The organism is Bacillota bacterium (genome assembly GCA_024653485.1).
Classification (GTDB): Bacteria; Bacillota; SHA-98; order UBA4971; family UBA4971; genus UBA6256.
Window position 1 is genome coordinate 119,928 of record JANLFY010000005.1, and the last position, 19,673, is coordinate 139,600.

Consider the following 19,673-nt stretch of genomic DNA (forward strand, 5'->3'; position numbering starts at 1 on the left):
TGCGCCGCTTGCAGGGAGCCCTGACCGGGCCTCACCATCTCTCCGTGCCGACCGTGGTCGAAGGACCATGCCCCGGATACACGACCGTGTCATCGGGAAGTGAGAAGATCTTTTCCGTGATGGACATCACGAGCAAGTCGTACGAGCCTCCCGGGAAGTCGGTGCGCCCCACGCCACCTCCCGCGAAGAGCGTATCCCCGCAGAATACGACGCCGTCACCCACCAACGAAATGCTGCCCGGGGTGTGTCCAGGCGTATGGACCACTCGAAGTCTCACAGAGCCCGCCACCACCTCTTCACCCTCGGCCAGGAGCCTGTCCGCTCTAGGGCCTTCGACCCGCAAGCCCGGAGGCATGGCGAACGCTGAGAGGTTCACAGATGGGTCCGCAAGGGCCTCCGCATCCAGCATGTGAACGGCTATGGCGGCTCCTGTCGCTGCCTTCACGGCGCCGTTCGCTGCTATGTGGTCCGCGTGACCGTGCGTGTTCACGACGACCCCGCACGTGAACCCATCCGCCCTCAACGCCTGGATGATTCTCTCGGGTTCCGCGCCGGGATCTATCACCACGGCCTTGCGCTCATCCTCGCACCCCACTATGTAGCAGTTCGTGCCGAGCTGCCCCACGCGCACCGTCCGTACAATCACTGAGCTCATCCGACCTCCCTTGGCCCCATGCCGTTCGGCACCGCTGCAGCGAAGTCGCCCGCGCGGGGTCCGGCTGGACGTCAGAACAGCTTCCTGCTGTCCAGGAGTATAGTGACAGGGCCGTCGTTCTCCACGAATACCGTCATGGCCGCCTGGAACCGACCGGTCTCGACGACGAGACCCGTCCTTCGCAATTCAGTCACGAACGTGCCGTACAGCTCGAGTCCTTTCTCGGGCCTCGCGGCCTCAGTAAAACTGGGACGGCGTCCCCTGCGACAGTCCCCGTACAGAGTGAACTGCGACACGGCAAGCACCGGCAAACCCAGATCGAGGCAAGAGAGGTTCATTTTCCCCGCTTCATCGTCCAGGATGCGGAGACCGGCCACTTTCTCCGCAAGGTACCTTGCGTCCTCCTGAGAATCGTCAGCGCCCACGCCAAGGAAGACGACGACTCCCCGCCCTATCCGTCCTACTACCTCGTCGCCCACCACTACTCGAGCCGACTTGGCTCGCTGCACAACCGCCCTCATGCTCCTCCACGATCCCTGTCTACACCGACTGCAACTGCTGGACGCCCGTGTGGTGCGCCCTATGCACGTCGGTTACTCCGTGAACGCGCCTCACTCTGTTCACAATGGAGTTCAGATGGTCGGTGTCCGTGATCTCGACCACCATGTTCACCACAGCCATCTGGTCCTTCGTCGTTCTGGCGTTCACGGCGCTGATATTGGCTCGAAGCTCGGTGATAGCCGACATTATGTTGGAGAGGAGCGCCACTCTATCGTGAGCCTCGATCTCGAGCTCCACGGGATAGGAGTTGTCCTCGGCAAACTCCCATTCCACCTCAATGGTGCGCTCAGGCGAGCCCAGGAGCCACGATATGTTCGGACAATCGCTCCTGTGCACCGAGATGCCCTTCCCTCTCGTGATGTAGCCGATTATCTCGTCCCCGGGCACGGGGCTGCAGCACTTGGCCATTCTTACGAGGACGTTGTCCACGCCCTTCACCTTGACGCCCTGCCCCGACCGACGCTTCCGCCGCGAGACAAGCTGAGTCGGCTCCTTTTCCTCTTTGTCCCTAGCAAGCCTCTCAGGAACGAGCCGAGTCACCACCATGGCAGGCGACATCTTGCCATCGCCGATCGAGGCAAGCAAGTCCTCCGGGTCTGCGAACCCCAGGCGCCTCGCTGCCAAAGAGAGCCTATCCACCTTGAGGTTGTCGCGAACCTCAAGACCTTGTCTGCGCAGCTCCCGCTCGATGAGTTCCCGGCCTCGCGGCACGGCCTCCTCGCGGTGCACCTCCCTGACCCATTGGCGGATCTTGTTGCGAGCTTTCGATGTCTTGACGAAAGCGAGCCAGTCGCGGCTGGGCGCCCCCGGTCCCTTGGATGTGATAATCTCCACGATGTCTCCGTTGCACAGCTGGTGGTCGAGGGGCACCATCCTGCCGTTGACCCTGGCGCCTGTGCATCTGTGTCCGATGTCCGTGTGCACGGTGTAGGCGAAGTCCACCGGGGTGGACCCTGCGGGGAGGTTTTTGACGTCGCCCTTTGGGGTGAATACGAAGACTTCGTCTTTAAAGAGGTCTATCTTCAGGGTCTCCATGAAGTCATGGACGTCCTTCATGTCCCGCTGCCACTCGAGGAGCTGGCGCAGCCACGAGAGCTTCTCCTCGAACTCGCTCACGGTGCGCGTGCCTTCCTTGTACCTCCAATGGGCCGCGATGCCGTACTCCGCGGTACGATGCATCTCCCAGGTTCGGATCTGGATTTCGAGCGGTTCTCCGGCGGGACCGATGACGGTCGTATGCAGCGACTGATACATGTTGGACTTGGGCATCGCGATGTAATCCTTGAACCGCCCGGGCATCGGCTTCCACAACGAGTGGACTATCCCCAGCACCGCGTAGCAGTCCCTCACGCTGTTGACAATGACCCTTATGGCAATGAGGTCGTATATCTCCTCAAAGGCCTTTCCCTTCAGCTTCATCTTCTCGTATATACTGTAGAAGTGCTTCGCCCGTCCTTGCAGTTCGCACGGCACATGTGCCTCGTCGAGGGCCCTCCTGAGCACCGCGCTCGCCTGTTCTATGAGACCCTCCCGCTCCTTTCGCTTCCTCGCGACCTTCTCGACGAGCTTGTAATACTCGCCTGGCTCGAGGTACCGGAGCGCCAGGTCTTCGAGCTCCCACTTGACTCTCCACATGCCCAGCCTGTGGGCCAACGGTGCGTATATCTCGAGAGTCTCCCTGGCTATCCTCGCCTGTCTCTCCCACGGAAGATGCCCCAGGGTGCGCATGTTGTGCAGTCTATCGGCCAACTTGATGAGGACAACCCTGATGTCCTGGGCCATCGCCAGGAACATCTTTCGAAGGTTCTCCGCCTGTTGTTCCTCCCGTGACATGAATGGCAGCCGGCCCAGCTTGGTGACTCCGTCGACGAGAACGCTCACCTCTCGTCCGAACTCGGCCTTGATCTGATCGAGAGTGACGGGCGTGTCCTCTATCACGTCATGGAGCAGGCCCGCCGAGATCGTTGTGACGTCCATCTCGAGCTCCGCGAGGATCGCGGCAACCCCGAGGGGATGGAAGATGAAAGAGTCCCCCGAGTCACGCCTCTGCCCGGCGTGGGCATGAGCCGCAAACTCATAGGCCTTCCTCACCCCATCGAGATCTCCCTCGGGAGCGTACCGCCTTATTCTCTCGATGATGTCGCCTATGCCTTGCTCCATCTCGACCACCCGCAACCGACATCGCTCCCGGACGAAGAGTCCCTGACCGCCAGCCGCGCCGCGCCCGGAGGGCGCCTGTCGGCCGCCCTTTTCACACCTTCAATTATACAACAAGCGTCAGCTTCTGACAGCCTCCCGCAACTCTTTTACATTAAGCTGAACTTGCTTGGCGCCATTCCACTGATTGACCTCGATGGTGTATAGGACGTCCAGCTCCCTCGCTCCCCGCGCGAAAAGCACGGGTGCCTTGCTCCCAAGCCCAAACCCTATCGCATCGAGCACGACCCCGTCCTGAGCGAGTTTCATCTTGAGGTGCCTCGCTTCAGCCCCTACGCCTCGGTACTCGACGGGCCGCACTCCCGTCGATAGAAAGGTCGGAACGGGGTTGCCCTCTCCGAACGGGGCCATCATGCCAAGACCCTCCGCCGCGGCGAGGTCGATCTCGCCGAACCTCACCTCTAGATCGCAGACGACCTTTCGAGTGAGGTCCTCCGGAGTCAACGTGCTCCGGCCTATCTGGTTCAAGCGCTCGCGAAGCGCATCGACGGCACTACGGGACAGCGACAGCCCCGCCGCTCGGCGGTGGCCTCCGAATTCCTTGAGCAAGTCTTTGCACTGAACGAGGCCCCCGTATAGATCGAAAGAGTCGATGCTCCTGCCTGAGCCGCGCCCTTCATCACCTTCCATGCTTATCAATATCACGGGGCGCCAGAAGCGTTCCACGAGACGCGAGGCGACCACTCCGATCACGCCCGGATGCCAGCCTTCGCCCGCCAAGACTATCACGGCGTCCTCCGCTTCGCCGTCCTCAGAGGTCTTCACCATTGATGCGGCCTCGTCCAGTATGGCCTGCTCCAAGGACTGCCTTTCCTGATTCGCCTTGTCCAGGATTGACGCGATGCGCTCCGCGTCGTCCGGAGAGGCGGCGGTGAGCAGGTCCACACAAAGCGAAGCGTCTCCAAGCCTCCCCGCGGCGTTCAGCCGTGGGCCAAGGAAGAAGCCCACGGCGGCGGCCCCGATCTCTCGTCCCGTCAGGCCCGACACCTGGATGAGCGCCTGAATGCCCGGGTTGGGAGCGGTGCTCAGCCTGGCAAGGCCGTGCTTTACAAGGATCCTGTTCTCGCCGGTCAGGGGGGCCACGTCCGCTATCGTGCCCAACGCCACGAGTTCGAGCAGCTCGTCAGAGGGCACGGGCGCGTCAAGGGTGCCCGCGTGAGCCCTCAGGAGCGCCGAGGCCAGCTTGTAGGCGACGCCCACCCCGGCGAGGTCAGGGAACGCGTAGGTCTGGTCCCTTCTCTTGGGGTTCACCAGCGCGTGAGCCCTCGGGAGCACGTGGGAGGGCTCGTGATGGTCGGTGACAATTACGTCGATTCCCCGCTTTGCAGCGAGGTTCACCTCCTCCACCGCTGTGATGCCGCAGTCCACGGTGATGATGAGGGATACGCCGGCGGACGCCGCTCTCTCTACAGCCTCCAGATTCAGCCCGTATCCTTCATGGAGTCTCCCGGGGATGTAGTAATCCACGTTGGCGCCGAGAGTCCTCAACACGTCCAGCAAGACGCACGTGGACGTGATGCCGTCCACATCGTAATCGCCGTAAATCCGGATCCGCTCACCGTTCCTCAGAGCGCGAAGCACCCTGACCACCGCCAGTTCCATGTCCGGCAGGAGGAACGGATCCAAGAGATCCCCCATGTCCGCCCTCAGGAATTCCTGGGCAGCCGAGGGGCTGGCGTAACCCCGAAGCAGCATTACCCTGGCCACGAGCAGCGGAATCCGGAGCTCCCTTGCAAGCGCCTTGCTCGTCTCTTCAGAGTCTCTAGAAAGACCCGCGACGCTCCATACGCGACCTGCCAATGCCATCTTCCTCCACATCATCTCGCGCCGCCGCTCTCCGGCCCGCTGCGGTCGGCTCTTGGAGCGCTCGGCAGTCTTCCACGGCCATCCGCGAGGAGCTGCCACGCTAAGCCGGACTTGCCCACCGATTACGCCCACCTACTGCATTATAAGCAAGAAAGGCACTTCCTGGCTAGTCCAGGGCAGTGCCTTCTGTGCGGCGACACGAGTCCTTCGGTTGGTGGCATCGCCCCCGGCTCGCTGAGGTGGGGTCTCGTCCGGGTGCGGTTTCACTCCCGTCGCATACTCTCAGGCGCCGGATTTCCGTTCAACGTGGTCGGCTGCGTGGCTTGCCAGCGCGTCGGGCTCGGCTCCGACCCCAGGGTCGACGCCTCCCTGGGGCGGCGGAAGAACCTCCATAACCTGTGTAGCCTCCAGTTCGACTTCGAGATCCTCCATCCGCTTCCTGGCGCTCTCTAGCTCATGCGTTCTCGCGCGCACCTCGTTCTCCAGTCTCGCGACCTCGTCTTCCAAGTTCGCGGCCTTGCCTCTAGTCGTCTCGAGTTCGTGAGTAAGCCGCTCGGCCCTTCCGCGGAGCGACCTCAGACTGAGCCTGAGGCCGATTTCTCGCACGGCGCCCAGTAGAGCGATGACCAAGGCTCCAGCAGCGGCGGAACCGAGAATGACGAGCGCGAGAGAAACATCGGTAAGGCGCCACCTGAGGAACGTGACTGTAACCGGCATGGAGTTCTGGATGGCGAACACCGCTACGAGGAGAGCAAACGCAAGTCCGATGACCGTTACTACCTGCAAAGAGCTCATCTCCCGCGCCGAAGCAGGCGACCGACCCGAAAGGGGGTTCATTCGCTTGGCGGATCTTGTTGGGCTATTCGGCACGGAAAGGTGAGAATCCTCCCTTCGCGCTTTCTTTCCTGCCGTACCTGACCAGGCTTATGAGGACGTCCTTATCGAATTCGTCGACCACGTACAGCTTGCCGCCCGCCGTGTCCACGAGCTTCCTGAGGAAGTCCCTGTTCGGCTGGAGTCCAACGCACATGAACGGCACCTTGTCCTCTGCTATGCGTTTCGCCGCGGTGAGAGCGTCCCGTGCGGGATCCGCGGTCCAGCGGTTCATCGTGGGTATTCCATCGGTGATCAAGACCAGGAGCACGTCCTTGAGCTTCTTCGACCGGATGAAGTCCAGCGCCTCCGTGATTCCGGCGGCAAGCGGTGTGAGGCCCGCGGGTTCGATGCGCCGAACCCCTTCCTCAATGACCTTCCTGCTCCTCGTGGAGGCTATCTGGAGTCGAACGTCCCGTTCTTGAAAGGTGAGGACCGTCACCTTCACCTGACACGCGGTAGCGAGATGACGAATGAGGTACTTGGCCGCGCGGATCCGCCTTCCGACCATGCTGGCGCTTGCGTCGATGAGCAAGCAGACTTCAGGCGGCCTGGCAGGGCGCTTTCGGTACAGTCTTATGTCTTCACGCGTGAGGCGCGGCGCAAGAGTAGGCGCAATGGCGTTCTCCCCGGCGCTGGAGGAGGAAGACTGTCTGGAACAGCCCCTTTCGAGGTGTTCCCTGGAGAGCGCGGCAAGCACGGTCTCGGGCACCGCGATCTCGTCGCACCATTCTCCCTCCTTCGGCGCTCTCACGCTCTTCGACACCTTGGGCCTCTCGTGGTTGGCCTTCCGTCCAAAACGCCCTTCCTCGTGCCGGGGAATCCGCGGCACAAGCGGCATCTTCCTTATGAGTCTCCTTATACCCGCCTCGACCTCCGATGCACACGTCGCAAGAATGTCACGCACCTCCCTCCCTTTCGCGGTGAGCGTGAGCTGCCCGCGCTCACGAGCCACAAGGTCGAAGGCGGACAGGCGTTCGAGGACCTCGTCGAGATCACCGGTATCAGATCGAATGTCCGGCGGGATGGCGCCCGACGCAGGAAGAAGGTCGAGAAGACGCGCCATGTTCGCCCTTCCCCCGAATTCCTCGGCCATGCAGGACACCGCCTCAATCCTCGCCTCCCGAGGCAGCCTCTCCCAATCTTGACCATGACCCGCGGTCCCCGACTCGTTGAGGTAGGAATCAAACATGCTAGAGTATGGCGAGAGATCGCTCTTCCCAGTGCCCTCTTGGTGAGTAAGCCTCTCCACCTTTCGGATCTCCACGCCCTGCCCGGTTATCTCCTCCTCAAGAGCCAGCACCAAGTAGAACAACGCGAGGAGGCAGTTGTCGGGAAGCATCGCCGCGATGTGCACGTGGTTGCAGTGAGCCCTGCGCAGCGAGAGCTTCCTTCCGTAATTGAGAGCGCCCCCTATCCTGCCGCCGCCAGTGCCCGTCTGAATGTCCATGAGGTCTATGAGTTCCCTGGGCTGAGGGAGGAAGAGGCCCCGCGCCCGGTCGAGGAGGAGATCGCCGTAGAATCTATGGACAGCGCGCTTCACGGCTTCAGCTGCCCTGCGGTGGTCCACCTCAGCGACCTCGTGGAACACATCTATGTGCAGGATCTCATCCTTCCGACGCCTGGCGTAGAATGCCACCCCCGCGTCCTGGTTCACGATGACCTTGATCTCTCCCGGATTAGCGGGGTGGATGACATGGACCCGCCTGCTCACGACCGTCGTCTCGCCGACCCTGATGCCCCTTCCCATCCGGAACTCGCTTTGCATCACTCGGACGAGACGAGGGGCGTCGTATCGAAGGACGGGAATATGGTCGAAGGAGGTCATCGGAGCCTGAGATCCTCCTCCGTGAACACTACCTCACCGCCGGCCAGTTGAGCAAGGCTTCTAGCTTTCATGGGAGGTGCCACGAGGGGGAAGTCGGTCGGATCGGATATGGCGCTCGCGCGACTCTCGTGGCTCGTCTCCTGGGGACTCCCGCAATCCGCGCCCCCGCCGCCCGTGGGACCTGCGCCCGCCGCGGACGCCCTAGGGGAGGCCTGGCCCGACCCTGAACGACCGCCCCCTGTCGGCCCGCCCTTGGGCGCGTCCGGCCTCGTGAAGCCCATGCCCTTCATGAGTCTCTCCCAGAGAGTGTCCGGACGCGAGCCTTGCTCGCCTATCGCGGCTCCTAGGTCCCTGTCCTTGTATCGCGCTTCATCTGCGGAAGCGTCCCGCGTTCCTTCGGACGTCTCGTCCTTGGGCGGGTCCACCTCCCGACGCCTACCGCACCTGGATTCGTACTCATCGAAGAACTTCCCGATGCTTATGAGAGTGGAGGCGTCCACCCTGTGTCGGAGGGCAAAGGGGAGCACCGTCCTCACGTCCTCGATGGAAGCGTGCGGTCTCGCGCATAGCGCAGCGCGCACGCGAGCTCCGAGCGAGATGGCCTCCACAGCTCGAAGGCTCTCCATGCCGAAGCTCACGTACACCTCCGCGAGGAGAGAGGCTAGGTCATCGGGCAGGGTCACGTCGGGCAACGCCGCTGCCCGCCCCAGCATTCTCTCTCTAACCACTTCTAGACACCTCGACGAAGCCCCGCCCCGTCCAGGGATGGAGGATGGCTGCAGACTGAGCCGGTCCTCGCCGTCGAGGAGGATGCGTTTTACCGTGGATTGGTCCTGAGGTCTCGCCATGTTCACCGTGAAGTCGAATCTGTCGGAGAGCTGCCTCCGTATGTCCTCCAGCGCGCCGGGCTCCTCGTCGGGATTGCTTGCGGCCCACACGGCGCACGTGATGGGGATCTCGAACGTGGGCAAGCCGGTTTCCTCCACCTGGAGACGGCCGGGCTTGGTGCCCATGACATCCAAGAGCACGTCCGTGAGCTCAGGAGAGGTATCGGCGAGCCTGTTGATCTCGTCGATGAAGACGACCCCCCTGTGTGCCCGGGGGAGCACGCCAGGCAGAAGCGCAGCCTCCGGCATTGAAGGGTCCACGATCCGTGCGAGGTCGATGCTTCCCACCACAGTGCCGATCTTCGCGGCATGAGATATCTCAAGGAAAGGGACGGGCACCTCCTCCGTTCCTATAGCTTCGATGGCTTCGCGGCAGAGGCCCCGATGCTCGGGGCAGTGAGGGCTCTCGGGGTCGCAGTTGTACGGGCAACCTTTGATCCTCCGCATGCTCGGAAGCACATCCCTCATGGCGCGAATGATCGTGGTCTTCCCGGTGCCTCGAAGTCCCTCCACGTGAACGTGGAGGGGCCGCCCGGCAAGGAGCGACACGACTGAAGCCTCGAGTGCTTCCATGAGTGGACGATTGCCGTCATGGACGACAAGATCCAGGTATCCCTTCATGACGCGCACCTCCCGCCGTTCCTCCACGGTCTACAGGTATTATGGCCGTGCCAAAATGGGTGCATACTGCGGCGTTGGTGCCCCTGTTTCCCAGACGTTCCATCGCCTTACCGCGCAGCCAACCTCAAGGAAACCCTGCGAAAACCGCGCGCGGTTCCCTCGCGCTCAGGTCCGGTGGTTTCATGATCCTCTTAGCCCGTAGGAACGCAGGATGCTGCCGCAGACGCAGGCACGACACTGTGTCGTTGGGAGGGACCTAGCTTGGGAGGGACCTAGCACAGGAGTCTGGCTGCTCGCGTTGGTTCACAGCGGGGCCGGATCGGGAGCCTGAATCGCTTTCGGGTCTATGCCTAGCTTCTTTAGTCTGTACTGAAGAGTCTGACGTGGGATGCCGAGAGCCCGTGCGGCTTTGGAGATGTTCCCGCCTGCCTCGATCAAAGCCTTTCTCACGAGGGAGTTCTCCACGTCCGCCACCGCCAGGCGGAAATTCCCCTGGAACTCGAGGGCAACTCGACGAGCGGCGTCGGCCGCACTCCGACCGGCGGCGGTGGGAATGGCGGTGGGAAGGCTCCTCTCGCCGTCTTTGCGTATCTCAAGGTTTCGGAGGTTATCCGGGAGGTGCTCGAGCATTATGACGTCCCCGTCGAGGAGGTGCATGGCCCCCTCGACCGCGTGCTCGAGCTCGCGCACGTTTCCTGGCCAGGCGTACGCGAAGAAGATCCTCAAAACCTCGTCGGAAACCCCTCTCACACTCATCATGAGACGCTCGTTGAGTCTGGCGATGAAGTGGGCGACGAGGAGAGGGATGTCCTCGCGTCTCTCTCGCAAAGGCGGTATTCCGAAGGAGATCACGTTCAAACGGTAATACAAGTCCTCGCGAAGCACGCCCTGGGCCACAGCGTCGAGCGGAGGCCGGGACATGGCGGCCATCACGCGGACGTCTATCCTTCGCACCTTCGTGTCGCCGACCCTTCTGACGCACTTCTCCGAAAGCACTCTGAGGAGTTTCGCCTGAAGGCTCGCGGGCATCGAGTCTATCTCGTCAAGGAAAATGCTTCCTCCATCGGCAAGCTCGAACAGCCCCGGTCTGTCCTGGGCCCCGGTGAAGCTGCCTCTCGTGGTGCCAAAGAGGATTCCCTCCAGGAGCCCTTCGGGAAACGCCGCGCAGTTCTGGGCGACGAACGGGCCGTGCGCGCGCGGGCTCGCGTTGTGAACAGCCTGCACGAACAGCTCCTTGCCGGTGCCGGTCTCACCGTACACGAGGACTGATGACGAGCTTGCGGCCGCCCGTGCCGCCCTGCGCTTGAGCTCGAGGATGCTCTCGCTTTCGCCCACTATGTCCCTGAATGTGTATCGCGCTCCCTCCGACTCTGTCTCACGTCTTCCCTCGCGGCGACCGAACAGCTCTACCTGAAGGTCGACTATTCGGTGGGCCATCTCTCTCATGAGGGTGATATTGCGAGAGACTTCCACGGCTCCCACGAGTTTCCCGTCGACTTTTACGGGCAGCGTGGAGTTTAGAGTGGTTATCTCATCTCCCTTGTAAGTGGTGAATGTCTGCTCCCTGTTGCATATGGGCTGACCTGTTCGCAGAACCTGAAGTAGAGTGCTCGTCTCCCTCGAAAGAGACGGGAAGACTTCCAGGATGTGCTTGCCCACCACTTCGTCTTCTCTGAGGTTGTCCAGTTGGGCCGCGACCCTGTTGTAGAGAACAGTGACTCCGTTCCTATCGACAACGTGAATGCCTTCGTCGATGGAATCGAGGATCACGCGCAGATTCTCCAAGAGCTCCCTGGAGCTGCCCTCGTCGCTAGCCCGGTTCGCAGCCCTCTCGATGTTCACGAAACCACTTCCCGCCCCAGCCAGGCTCCGCCAAGCGAACTCGAGAATCGCTCAGCGACGTAGACACGAAGGAACCGCGGATGCTCGCACCTCCTGCGCCCACGTTTGGATGCCTCATTTGTACTTCTCCCCAGATAGTGCATTTCCTCCAGGCAAGCGACTGAATACTCGTGCAATGATCAAGACGTGCACGTATCGTGACGTGCAGGAAACGCTTCAGCGAGTTCCCTGTGTCGTTCGAGAAGGAGCCGGGGATCATATCTGTGAGACGACTTCTTTTACAGCGTACGGAGGTGTGGACCGCGTAGGAGTGCCGTCCAGATGGTGGCGGGCGGCGTCCAGCGCGAGAAGCCGATGCCCATCTTCAAGAAAATCATTTCGAGCGCACTGTCCTGGACCATGTCTTTTGCGCTCTGAACCGGAATGATGCTCACGGCCCACCGCCCGGCCTTCGCCGCCGAGGCGGCGGCTCAAGACCCGAAGCCCTCAGCATATCTCACGACGGAAACGAAGGGTAGGTTGCGCGTGACTGCCACGGCGTACGACAACTGCCCTCTCTGCACCGGCAAGACCAGGGATCACCCAGCCTTCGGCATCACGAGCTCCGGGCTCACAGCTACACCCTATCGCACCATAGCTGTCGATCCCGAGGTCATCCCCATAGGCACGTGGGTGTACATCGACGGTCTTGGCGTATACAGGGCCGAGGACACCGGAGGTGCCATAAGAGGAAACCGCATCGACGTTTTCATGTCCACCCACGACGAGGCACTGGCGTTCGGTGTCAGGGAGCTCGACGTCTTCTTCCTGGAGGAAACGTTCTGATCATGAGAGGGTGCCCCGGCCGCGAGTGTCGCAGCCGAGGTACCCTCTCGTCGCGTCCCGGTTCGGACCTCGTGTCGCTTGGACACTGCCGCTGCCGCGGCCATGACCTCAAGACCCCGCTTTGCCTTGGCTACCGGGGCTCCCCGGGCCATCGCCGTTGCCACCCGGCCCCTTGCCTTTCCCCTGGTCCTCGGGATGGCCCTTGCCCTTTCCCATGTTGGTCCTGTCGCCTGACCAGACTCGCTCTCTTATCATCGCCTTGAGCGCGTTCTGGAATTCGACGCGATTCCTAACATGTACACCCTGCCTGATCACCGCGTCCCCGGCCACTCCAACCGCCTCGGCGATTTTGACCCAGTTCTCCTGCCTTGCACGAAGCTCAAGGACCAGGGAGACTCTCGACGCGTCGCCGACTGCCGCAGCGATGCTCACCGCACACAAGACGTCCTGTGCGTCCATGCCCGCCGAGAAGAGAGCCTCGACGTCAGACTCTCGGAGGCCGAACCTCTCGCACACGACGTCCATCGCCACGGCGTCGTCGAGTTGTTTGCGCCCGCGTCGCTCCTTCGCCTTCGGACCACCCTTGCCCATGATGCCCCTCACGTAGTGTCCAAATGCCGTTTCTGGGACACCGAGCTGTTTCGCTATCTCGCCCCATCCTGCGCCCTCGTTCGCAAGAGCTATCACGCTGTCGAGAGTCTGGCCTGAGTTGACTGCGATACCGCACGCGATCACAATCTCGCCCCAGCCGTAATCCGCGTCCCTCAGCGCTTGAACCATCTCGACCGTGAGGGCGAGCTCCGGAAACCCCGCTATGATGTTCGCCGTGAACACATCGGCCGCAAAGGCCTCATCATCGGGATTCTCCGCGTCTATCGCGTATGCAGTGCCCCCCATGATGAGGGCGGCTACCAAGGCGGCTACCACGAGCAACAAGGCCGCCGTTTTCCTGATGGTCATCTCGATCCCTCCTGTCCCGTGTTCAGGGTGTTTCCTACTTGCGATGATAGACGCCGGGACATCTTCGTGATGTGACCGGCGTCACAGGCGTGAAAGAATCTGCTGGAGGCATCCTCAAGCCAACCTCTGGATCTCGCCAAGCACCTCCCGAGCGAGTCTCGACTGCTCCTCTGCCGATCTCGCTTGTCCGGCTATGCCGTCCACCAGGGCTTCACTTGCTCCTATGGCTTCCTTGGCACTCCCGGCGAGATCTTGCATCTCGCCGGCCAGATCGCCTGCCTGTCGCGCCACGTGGCGTGCCGATCCCAGTATCTCAGCCATGGCCTCCTGCACGAGCCTGGCCTCCCTTGCGCCCATGCCCGCCGCGTCTTCCACCTCACCCATCAAACCAAGGATCTCGTCGAAGGACGCCTTTATCGCCCGGAACACCTCTTCTACGCGCGACGACTGGCGAGAGAGCCCCCTCACACGCTCGATAGAGGCTCCCAGCGACTTCGCCACCTCGAGCGTTGAGGCCTTTATCTCACTCATCAGCTTCTTGACCTCTTCTACCGCGCTCGCGCTCATCTCCGCGAGACTGCCGATCTCCTCCGCCACTCTCCCGAAGTCGCGACCGAGGTTGCCCGACCTAGCGGAGGCTATACGCGCGTCGAGAGCTATCAACCCCACCTGATCCGCGATGTTCGTTATCCCTTGCAGCACGGCGTCGATCCGGTCCATCTGTTCTTGGAGCGCGTCCACGTGGCAGCTGGCTTCTGTCGCCGTTCTAACGTTGGAGTCAACCATGAGAATGGTCTCTCGTATCACCGCGCTTGCCAGAGCCACCCTGCGACCAAGCGATGACACGGTCGTCTTCGTCCTCTCGGCAGCCCTCGCTGTAACCTGAGTTCTGTCCGCCAACATGCGCGCGGCGTCGGCCCCGACCTCCATGCGGGCGGCTATGGTTTGCGACGCTTCGCTGCACACTTTGCTGGTCTCCACGACGCCGTGGAAAGCCCTGAGCACTGCCTCCAAAGCCGTCTGGGCCGTGCCAGCGGACGACCGCATGCCCGCTGAAAGTTGCGCCGACCGTTCGCTCTCGTGGTGTGCCGCCTCCGCGGCCTTCCGGATCCCGTGGGACACCTCGATGAGGGTCCTGGTGATGACCCCCGAGACAAAGAGACCGAAGATGAATGCGAAGGCGAACGCAAGCGCCACCCCCGCTTTGAGCAGGGTCGAGAGCCGCTCCACCCTCGTCATCCTCGGACCGATCTGTTCCCATATTCGAAGCTGTACGTGCTCTGCGCGGCTGATGAGCCATTCGCCCTTGCCCGACAACGCCCTCAGGAGCATGTAGAGCTTCTCCGGGTCGCGTTCGGCGTGCATGCTCACCAAGACGCTCGTATACTCCCCCGCCGCGTCCGCGATGTCGTCCAGCATCGGCAGAATCACGCGGACGCTCCGGCTTGGATGCCGCCTGAGAAGCTCGTCAAGGCTGTCTAGAAGCATCCTCACCTCGTTGAGCTGGTCTTCTGGCCTCGCCACCTTCCCGCCTCCGGCTATGGTCAGGTAGACGTTGCCCGTGGTCTGGTATATCTTCTTTGAGATCTCCCCGCTGAGCTGGATGGCCGGGACGTCACACGTGTTTATCTGGTGAAGAGCGGCCGTTAGGTGGGATATGGCATAGAAGGTAAGGATGCTCAAGACGAACGTGGACCAGACGATCGCGGCAAAGCCGAGACGCACACGTTCAGTCACGCGCATGCCCGGTTTCCCTGCACCGACACCCACCCTACATCCTCCGTAGCCTGGCTTTGCCCGACGTCGCGGCTGAACGGGCCTCGTGCCTCAGGGCAGTCGGCGTATCCTTTCCGCCGCTTCGTCCAGAGCGTCCTTCGGCGACATCGCGCCCTCGAGCGCAGCGTGGATGAACCGCTGCATGATCGCGGATATCTCTTGGTACCGAACGAGTTTTGGACGGTGGTGAAGCCACCGCATCTGCTCTAGTTTTAGGTCCAGGAGCGGATCTTTGGCCCGGGCGGCCGGGCTCATTTGAAGGGAGGTCCACACGGGCACCTCTTCCAAGAACCTGCCCTGAAACGCGGGGCTCGTCATGAATTCGACGTACTTCCACGCGTCCTCCTTGCGAGAGGAGTTGGCCATCACGGCAAGCCCTTGGAATCCGCTCACGGACGACGAGAGCCGGCCCGACCCGTCGCGTACTGCCTTCGCAACTGGCAGGAGCGCCATCTTGGCTTGGCCGGCAATGCGCGAAACAGCTGGATCGTTCATCAGCCCGCACAGAAACGTCCAGTTGGGAACGAACGCCGCCTTTCCCGCCATGAAGACGTCCTTCGCCACGAGCTCGTCAGCTGTCAGGGCGAGAGGATCCACAAGCCCCTCCCTCACCCATCGCACCATTGTGTCCAAAGCGAGAACGCCGGGCCCACGGTTGAAAACCGGCTCGTTCCGCACGTCAAAGATCTCGCCGCCGTACGCCCCCACCAACCAGACGTATTCGCATACCAGACCTTCCTTCTGATTCCACGAAGCGATCATGGGATAGTCGACTATCCCTCTGCGCTTGATCTCCCGCATCTGAGTCTCCATCTCCTCCACTGTCGCCGGCGGCGCTTTGAAGCCCGCACGTTGGAGCATGTCAGAGTTGTAGAAGAGGAAATGGAGGTTCGCCAGAAAAGGCATGGCCCAGATTCGGCCCCGGTGTTCGAAGGCACTCAGGATGATGGGAGAAACATCTTCTCTCGCCCTTGAGGCAAGTCCCTTGTCCAGCGGCACCACGTAGCTCTTCTCCGCGAATTCCGCCACCCAGATGAGGTCCAATAGCACGACGTCATAAGTGGCCACGGGCGATGTGGCGGACGTGACTATCTTCTGATACTCCTCGTCGTAGCGGACGATGTTCACCGCCACGTCGATCCCGGTTTCCTCCGTGAACTCCCGTGTCATCTCCTCAAACTGCTCTGGTTGGTAACCCGCCTGTGCCATGTATATCACGTTCAGCCTCATCTCGCGCCCTGCTGACACCCCCCAGGATGAAGCTGTAGCGATCACGAGGACGAGGAAACTGATGAAGCTGCCCTTCGCAAGGCTCTCCATCCGGGTCACCGCAAACCCCTCCTGAGAGTCGGGAGGTCTCTCCATCTCACCTGGAGTCGTCTCTATGCGTAAGCCCTGATGCTCGGCGACTCAAACACCTTCGTCAGCACGAGGCTTGCCGCGCCAATGACACACGCGTCGTGACCGAGCGCCGAGACGACGATCTCAAGATCTTTGCCCAACGCGGGCCAGGCACGCCTTCTCGCGGTTTCCCTGGCGCTCGTGAAAAACAGGTCGCTGCGTAGCGCGAGCTGGCCCCCGAGGATAATGAGTTCGGGGTTGAAGCAGTTGGTAAGGTTCGCAAGACCAATACCAACGTACCTGCCGCTCTCCTCGACTATCGCGCGGGCATGGGGGTCTCCGATTTCGGCCGCCTCGAGCACTGTGTCGATCGTGATTGCCTCTATGTCCCCTCCCACGAGGTCCTTGCACAGCGTCTCGGCGCCGCGCTTTATGTCACTTATCATCTTGCGCACGATGGCCGTGCCCGACGCCATGACGTCGAGACACCCGAAGTTTCCGCACTTGCACTGCGGACCATCGACATCCACGGTCATGTGACCTATCTCTCCCGCCCCGTCGTTGCGCCCCCTGTAGAGCCTGTCGTCTATGATTATCCCGCCTCCGAGGCCATAGTCCGCCATAACGTAGAGGAAGCTGGAGTGCCCCTTCCCGGCGCCGAACCACCTTTCGCCCCAGGCTGCGGCATTCGCGTCATTGTCCACGACCACCTCGTGGTTGAGCTCCCCCTCGAGTGCTGCCCTCAGAGAAAACCCGCCCCACCCTGGCATGTGCGGGGACGCCTGGATGGCACCTGCCGATGTGTCGACCGGGCCTGGGTACACGACCCCGACCCCAAGCACTTTCTCCGCCGGCACCTTACCAGACTCCACTATCTCGCGGATTGCGGAGGCAATGGCGGGAAGGCTCTTACGTGGGCCCTCCTGCCACGAGAATGGCCGCTCCACTCTGGCAAGCACTCGCGCGTCAAGGTCCGTGAGGCACACCCTGACTCGCCCGACCTCTATGGAGGCGCCGCACGCCACGTACACCCCGCGGTTCAGTTCGAGCATCACCGGCTGCCGGCCTCCGGTTGAGTCGCCCAGCCCAACCTCGCGCACAAATCCCTCCGCAATGAGTTCGTTGACGATGGACGATACCGTGGCGGGGTACAGCTGGCTCATCCGCGCCGCGTCAGCCCGCGAGATCGGCCCGTGCTGTCTGACGATGTTCAGTACGATGTTGCGATTGATGGTCTTGACTAGCTTCTGGTTGCCCTTCGGAACCGTGCCCGCCCGAAGGCGCGAGATCTCTGCCAACTTTCCAACGCTCCCTTCTTGCGCAGGCTTCCTGGGCATGCCGGTGTGGCTCGACATCCGACCCGCCGCTTCGACGGTCTTCGGCGACCACTGGATGACAACAAAACGGCTATGGTACTTTCTTCGCGCAGACGTAAAAGTCCTTCTGACGGAGCGGTTGAGGCGCGACGCGTGTGGCTCGGAAGCCTATCCCTTTACGCTGCCCGATGTCAATCCTTGCACGATGAACCTTTGGAAGAGCAGGGCGAGGAGCACCGGAGGAATGGCGGCCATGACTCCTGCGGCAGATATCTGGTCATAGGCGGTTATGTACTGGCTTCCCAGCTCCGCTATGAAGAGGGGCAACGTGATGGCGTTGTTGGATCTCGTGAATATCAGCGCGAGCAGAAACTCGTCCCACGCCAAGAGAAACGAGAGTATACCCGTGGCGACCAAGCCTGGCGAGGACAATGGAAGCACGACGTGACGCAGGACCTGAAGCCGCGTGCATCCGTCGATGCGCGCCGCCTCTTCCAGCTCGGTAGGGATCGTGAGGAAGAAGCCCCGCATGATCCAGATAACGAATCCCAAGATGAAAGTGGTGTAAAGGGTGACGAGGACCAGCTTCGTGTCGAAGAGGTGGAAAGACGAGCCGATGTTCATGAAGCCGTAGTCGATGTATGACACCAAGACGAAGAACGGGATCACGAGGGTGATGGTCGGAAGCATCCTTATTGACATGAGGGACAGAACGAGGGCCTTCTTCCCGCGCACGCGCAGACGCGCCAGCGCGTACGCCGCGAGGGAACCCGCGACGAGACATATGGCCGTCACGGAGCTCGCGACAATCATGCTGTTGCGGATGGCGAACACGAACCGCTCGCCCACCTCGCTCGAAAGGTCGAACATGACCTGAAAGTTTGCGAGAGTGGGATGTCTGGGGAACCAGTGGGTCGCCCGGTCTGATATGAGTTCGTTGTAAGGCGTGACGCTGGAGATGACAAGCCACGTAACAGGCGCCAGGGTCCACGCCACGATCACCGCGACTCCAAGGTAAACCCCTGCTCGCCTCAGCCAGACCACCGTCCTGCCCTTTCTCCTGCCCCTCAATGGTGGAAACCTCACACTGATCCCTCCAAGCTTCCTCCTGAGCCCGTGGCAAGAGCCGTCCCCGACCAATTGATCAGAAGCCTTCAATAGCCGTCTTCCGTGTAGAAGAGCCGAATGTATACAAGCGCGAGCCCGAGTATGAACAAGGCCACCAGGAACGAAAGAGCCGCTCCGCTCCCGAAGTGCAGGAACTTCATTCCCACCTCATACGTGAGCACTCCCAGCACTCTGATGGAATACTGCATGATGATGTAGATGATGTCGAACACGCGGAAGAGCTCCATGGTGCGCAGCACCAGGATGACGAGGAGCACCGGCTTGAGGAGCGGCAGCGTGATGTGGGTAAGCTTCCGCCAAAAGCCCGCTCCGTCCACAGTAGCCGCCTCGTACAGACTGCTGGGAATCGTCTGAAGCCCTGCGAGCACGAGAAAGGCCACAAGAGGCGTCACTTTCCACGTGTCGGCGACTATGATCATGTTCAACGCCCGCGTTACGCCCATCCACTTGAAAAGGGATCCCAGCACGGGGACGGCCTCGAATGGTACGTCAAATCCCAGCCACACTTGGTCGTGCGTTGGAGGGAACACGCGAAGCACCTTCATGAGCCCGTTCAACGCGCCGAACTTGGATCCAGCGAAGATCCACTCCCACATTCTGGCGTTGACCACGGTGGGAACGGCCCACGGTAACAAGATCATAGCTCGCACCACAGATCTTCCCCAGAACCTCTCATTCAGAACCAGCGCTATCGCGATGCCCAGGATCAGCTCCACGCCGAGAGAAACCAGGGTAAAGTACACTGTCACCCGCACGGCCATCCAGAAAAGGTCAGACTGGACGAGGTGGTGGACGTAATTGGCGAGTCCAACGAACCTCATGCTTATTCCGCCAACCGTCGGCTCGGCGTCTTGGAAGCTGAGGTACAGCGCGAACAGCAGAGGACCGATCACCACCAGCACGATCAGGGCTACGCTGGGTGCAAGGAGCCACCACGCCAACCTTCGCTCGCTAGCATCATGAGCTCTCAACAACATGTCGCCGACCTCCGTTACCAGCCCCTCGGAGGAGGACGCGGGGCCGACCGGCCACCCGGC

General features: G+C 61.6%; 15 protein-coding genes. 1 reads left to right on the plus strand and 14 read right to left on the minus strand.

Translation table 11 applies throughout. The features are described from left to right. Positions 1-31: 31 nt before the first annotated feature. The 8 genes from NUW12_05440 to NUW12_05475 all read right to left on the minus strand — a co-directional run bounded on the left by NUW12_05440 (position 32) and on the right by NUW12_05475 (position 11,290). Positions 32-646, minus strand: a complete 615-nt coding sequence (locus NUW12_05440; GenBank protein MCR4402214.1) for an MBL fold metallo-hydrolase — start codon at positions 644-646, stop codon at positions 32-34. A gap of 80 nt (positions 647-726) precedes the next feature. Further along, positions 727-1,176, minus strand: a complete 450-nt coding sequence (gene dtd / locus NUW12_05445) for a D-aminoacyl-tRNA deacylase (GenBank protein ID MCR4402215.1) — start codon at positions 1,174-1,176, stop codon at positions 727-729. Between the two features lie 19 nt (positions 1,177-1,195). After that, positions 1,196-3,376: a bifunctional (p)ppGpp synthetase/guanosine-3',5'-bis(diphosphate) 3'-pyrophosphohydrolase gene (locus NUW12_05450; protein MCR4402216.1), complete on the minus strand. Its 2,181-nt coding sequence runs from the start codon at positions 3,374-3,376 to the stop codon at positions 1,196-1,198. Between the two features lie 117 nt (positions 3,377-3,493). Further along, entirely contained in the window at positions 3,494-5,233 is a 1,740-nt protein-coding gene (gene recJ / locus NUW12_05455) for a single-stranded-DNA-specific exonuclease RecJ (protein MCR4402217.1), read from the minus strand. 288 nt (positions 5,234-5,521) lie between these two features. Then, on the minus strand, positions 5,522-6,025 hold the full coding sequence (locus NUW12_05460) for a lipopolysaccharide assembly protein LapA domain-containing protein (GenBank protein MCR4402218.1): 504 nt from the start codon (positions 6,023-6,025) through the stop codon (positions 5,522-5,524). A gap of 73 nt (positions 6,026-6,098) precedes the next feature. After that, the gene (locus NUW12_05465; protein MCR4402219.1) at positions 6,099-7,940 is read right to left on the minus strand and encodes a VWA domain-containing protein; all 1,842 of its coding nucleotides are present in this window, start codon (positions 7,938-7,940) and stop codon (positions 6,099-6,101) included. Next, entirely contained in the window at positions 7,937-9,448 is a 1,512-nt protein-coding gene (locus tag NUW12_05470) for a magnesium chelatase (protein ID MCR4402220.1), read from the minus strand. The genes NUW12_05465 and NUW12_05470 overlap by 4 nt, the downstream gene beginning before the upstream one ends. 303 nt (positions 9,449-9,751) lie before the next feature. Beyond that, positions 9,752-11,290, minus strand: coding sequence for a sigma 54-interacting transcriptional regulator (locus tag NUW12_05475; GenBank protein MCR4402221.1), 1,539 nt, complete (start codon positions 11,288-11,290; stop codon positions 9,752-9,754). Between the two features lie 525 nt (positions 11,291-11,815). Here NUW12_05475 and NUW12_05480 point away from each other — a divergent pair. Then, complete coding sequence (locus NUW12_05480) at positions 11,816-12,115, plus strand: 3D domain-containing protein (GenBank protein MCR4402222.1); 300 nt, start codon at positions 11,816-11,818, stop codon at positions 12,113-12,115. Between the two features lie 108 nt (positions 12,116-12,223). Here NUW12_05480 and NUW12_05485 read toward each other — a convergent pair whose 3' ends face one another. The 6 genes from NUW12_05485 to NUW12_05510 form a co-directional block, all read right to left on the minus strand. After that, positions 12,224-13,075: a hypothetical protein gene (locus NUW12_05485; GenBank protein MCR4402223.1), complete on the minus strand. Its 852-nt coding sequence runs from the start codon at positions 13,073-13,075 to the stop codon at positions 12,224-12,226. 114 nt (positions 13,076-13,189) lie between these two features. Continuing rightward, positions 13,190-14,845, minus strand: a complete 1,656-nt coding sequence (locus NUW12_05490; GenBank protein MCR4402224.1) for a methyl-accepting chemotaxis protein — start codon at positions 14,843-14,845, stop codon at positions 13,190-13,192. 57 nt (positions 14,846-14,902) lie between these two features. After that, positions 14,903-16,171 (minus strand): extracellular solute-binding protein, encoded by a 1,269-nt coding sequence (locus NUW12_05495; GenBank protein ID MCR4402225.1) that lies wholly within the window; start codon positions 16,169-16,171, stop codon positions 14,903-14,905. Positions 16,172-16,233: 62 nt separating this feature from the next. Next, a complete protein-coding gene (locus NUW12_05500; protein MCR4402226.1) occupies positions 16,234-17,490 on the minus strand; it encodes an ROK family transcriptional regulator in 1,257 nt (418 codons plus the stop codon). A gap of 186 nt (positions 17,491-17,676) precedes the next feature. Next, positions 17,677-18,579 (minus strand): carbohydrate ABC transporter permease, encoded by a 903-nt coding sequence (locus NUW12_05505; protein ID MCR4402227.1) that lies wholly within the window; start codon positions 18,577-18,579, stop codon positions 17,677-17,679. 83 nt (positions 18,580-18,662) lie between these two features. Continuing rightward, the gene (locus tag NUW12_05510) at positions 18,663-19,613 is read right to left on the minus strand and encodes a sugar ABC transporter permease (protein MCR4402228.1); all 951 of its coding nucleotides are present in this window, start codon (positions 19,611-19,613) and stop codon (positions 18,663-18,665) included. Positions 19,614-19,673: the final 60 nt, after the last annotated feature.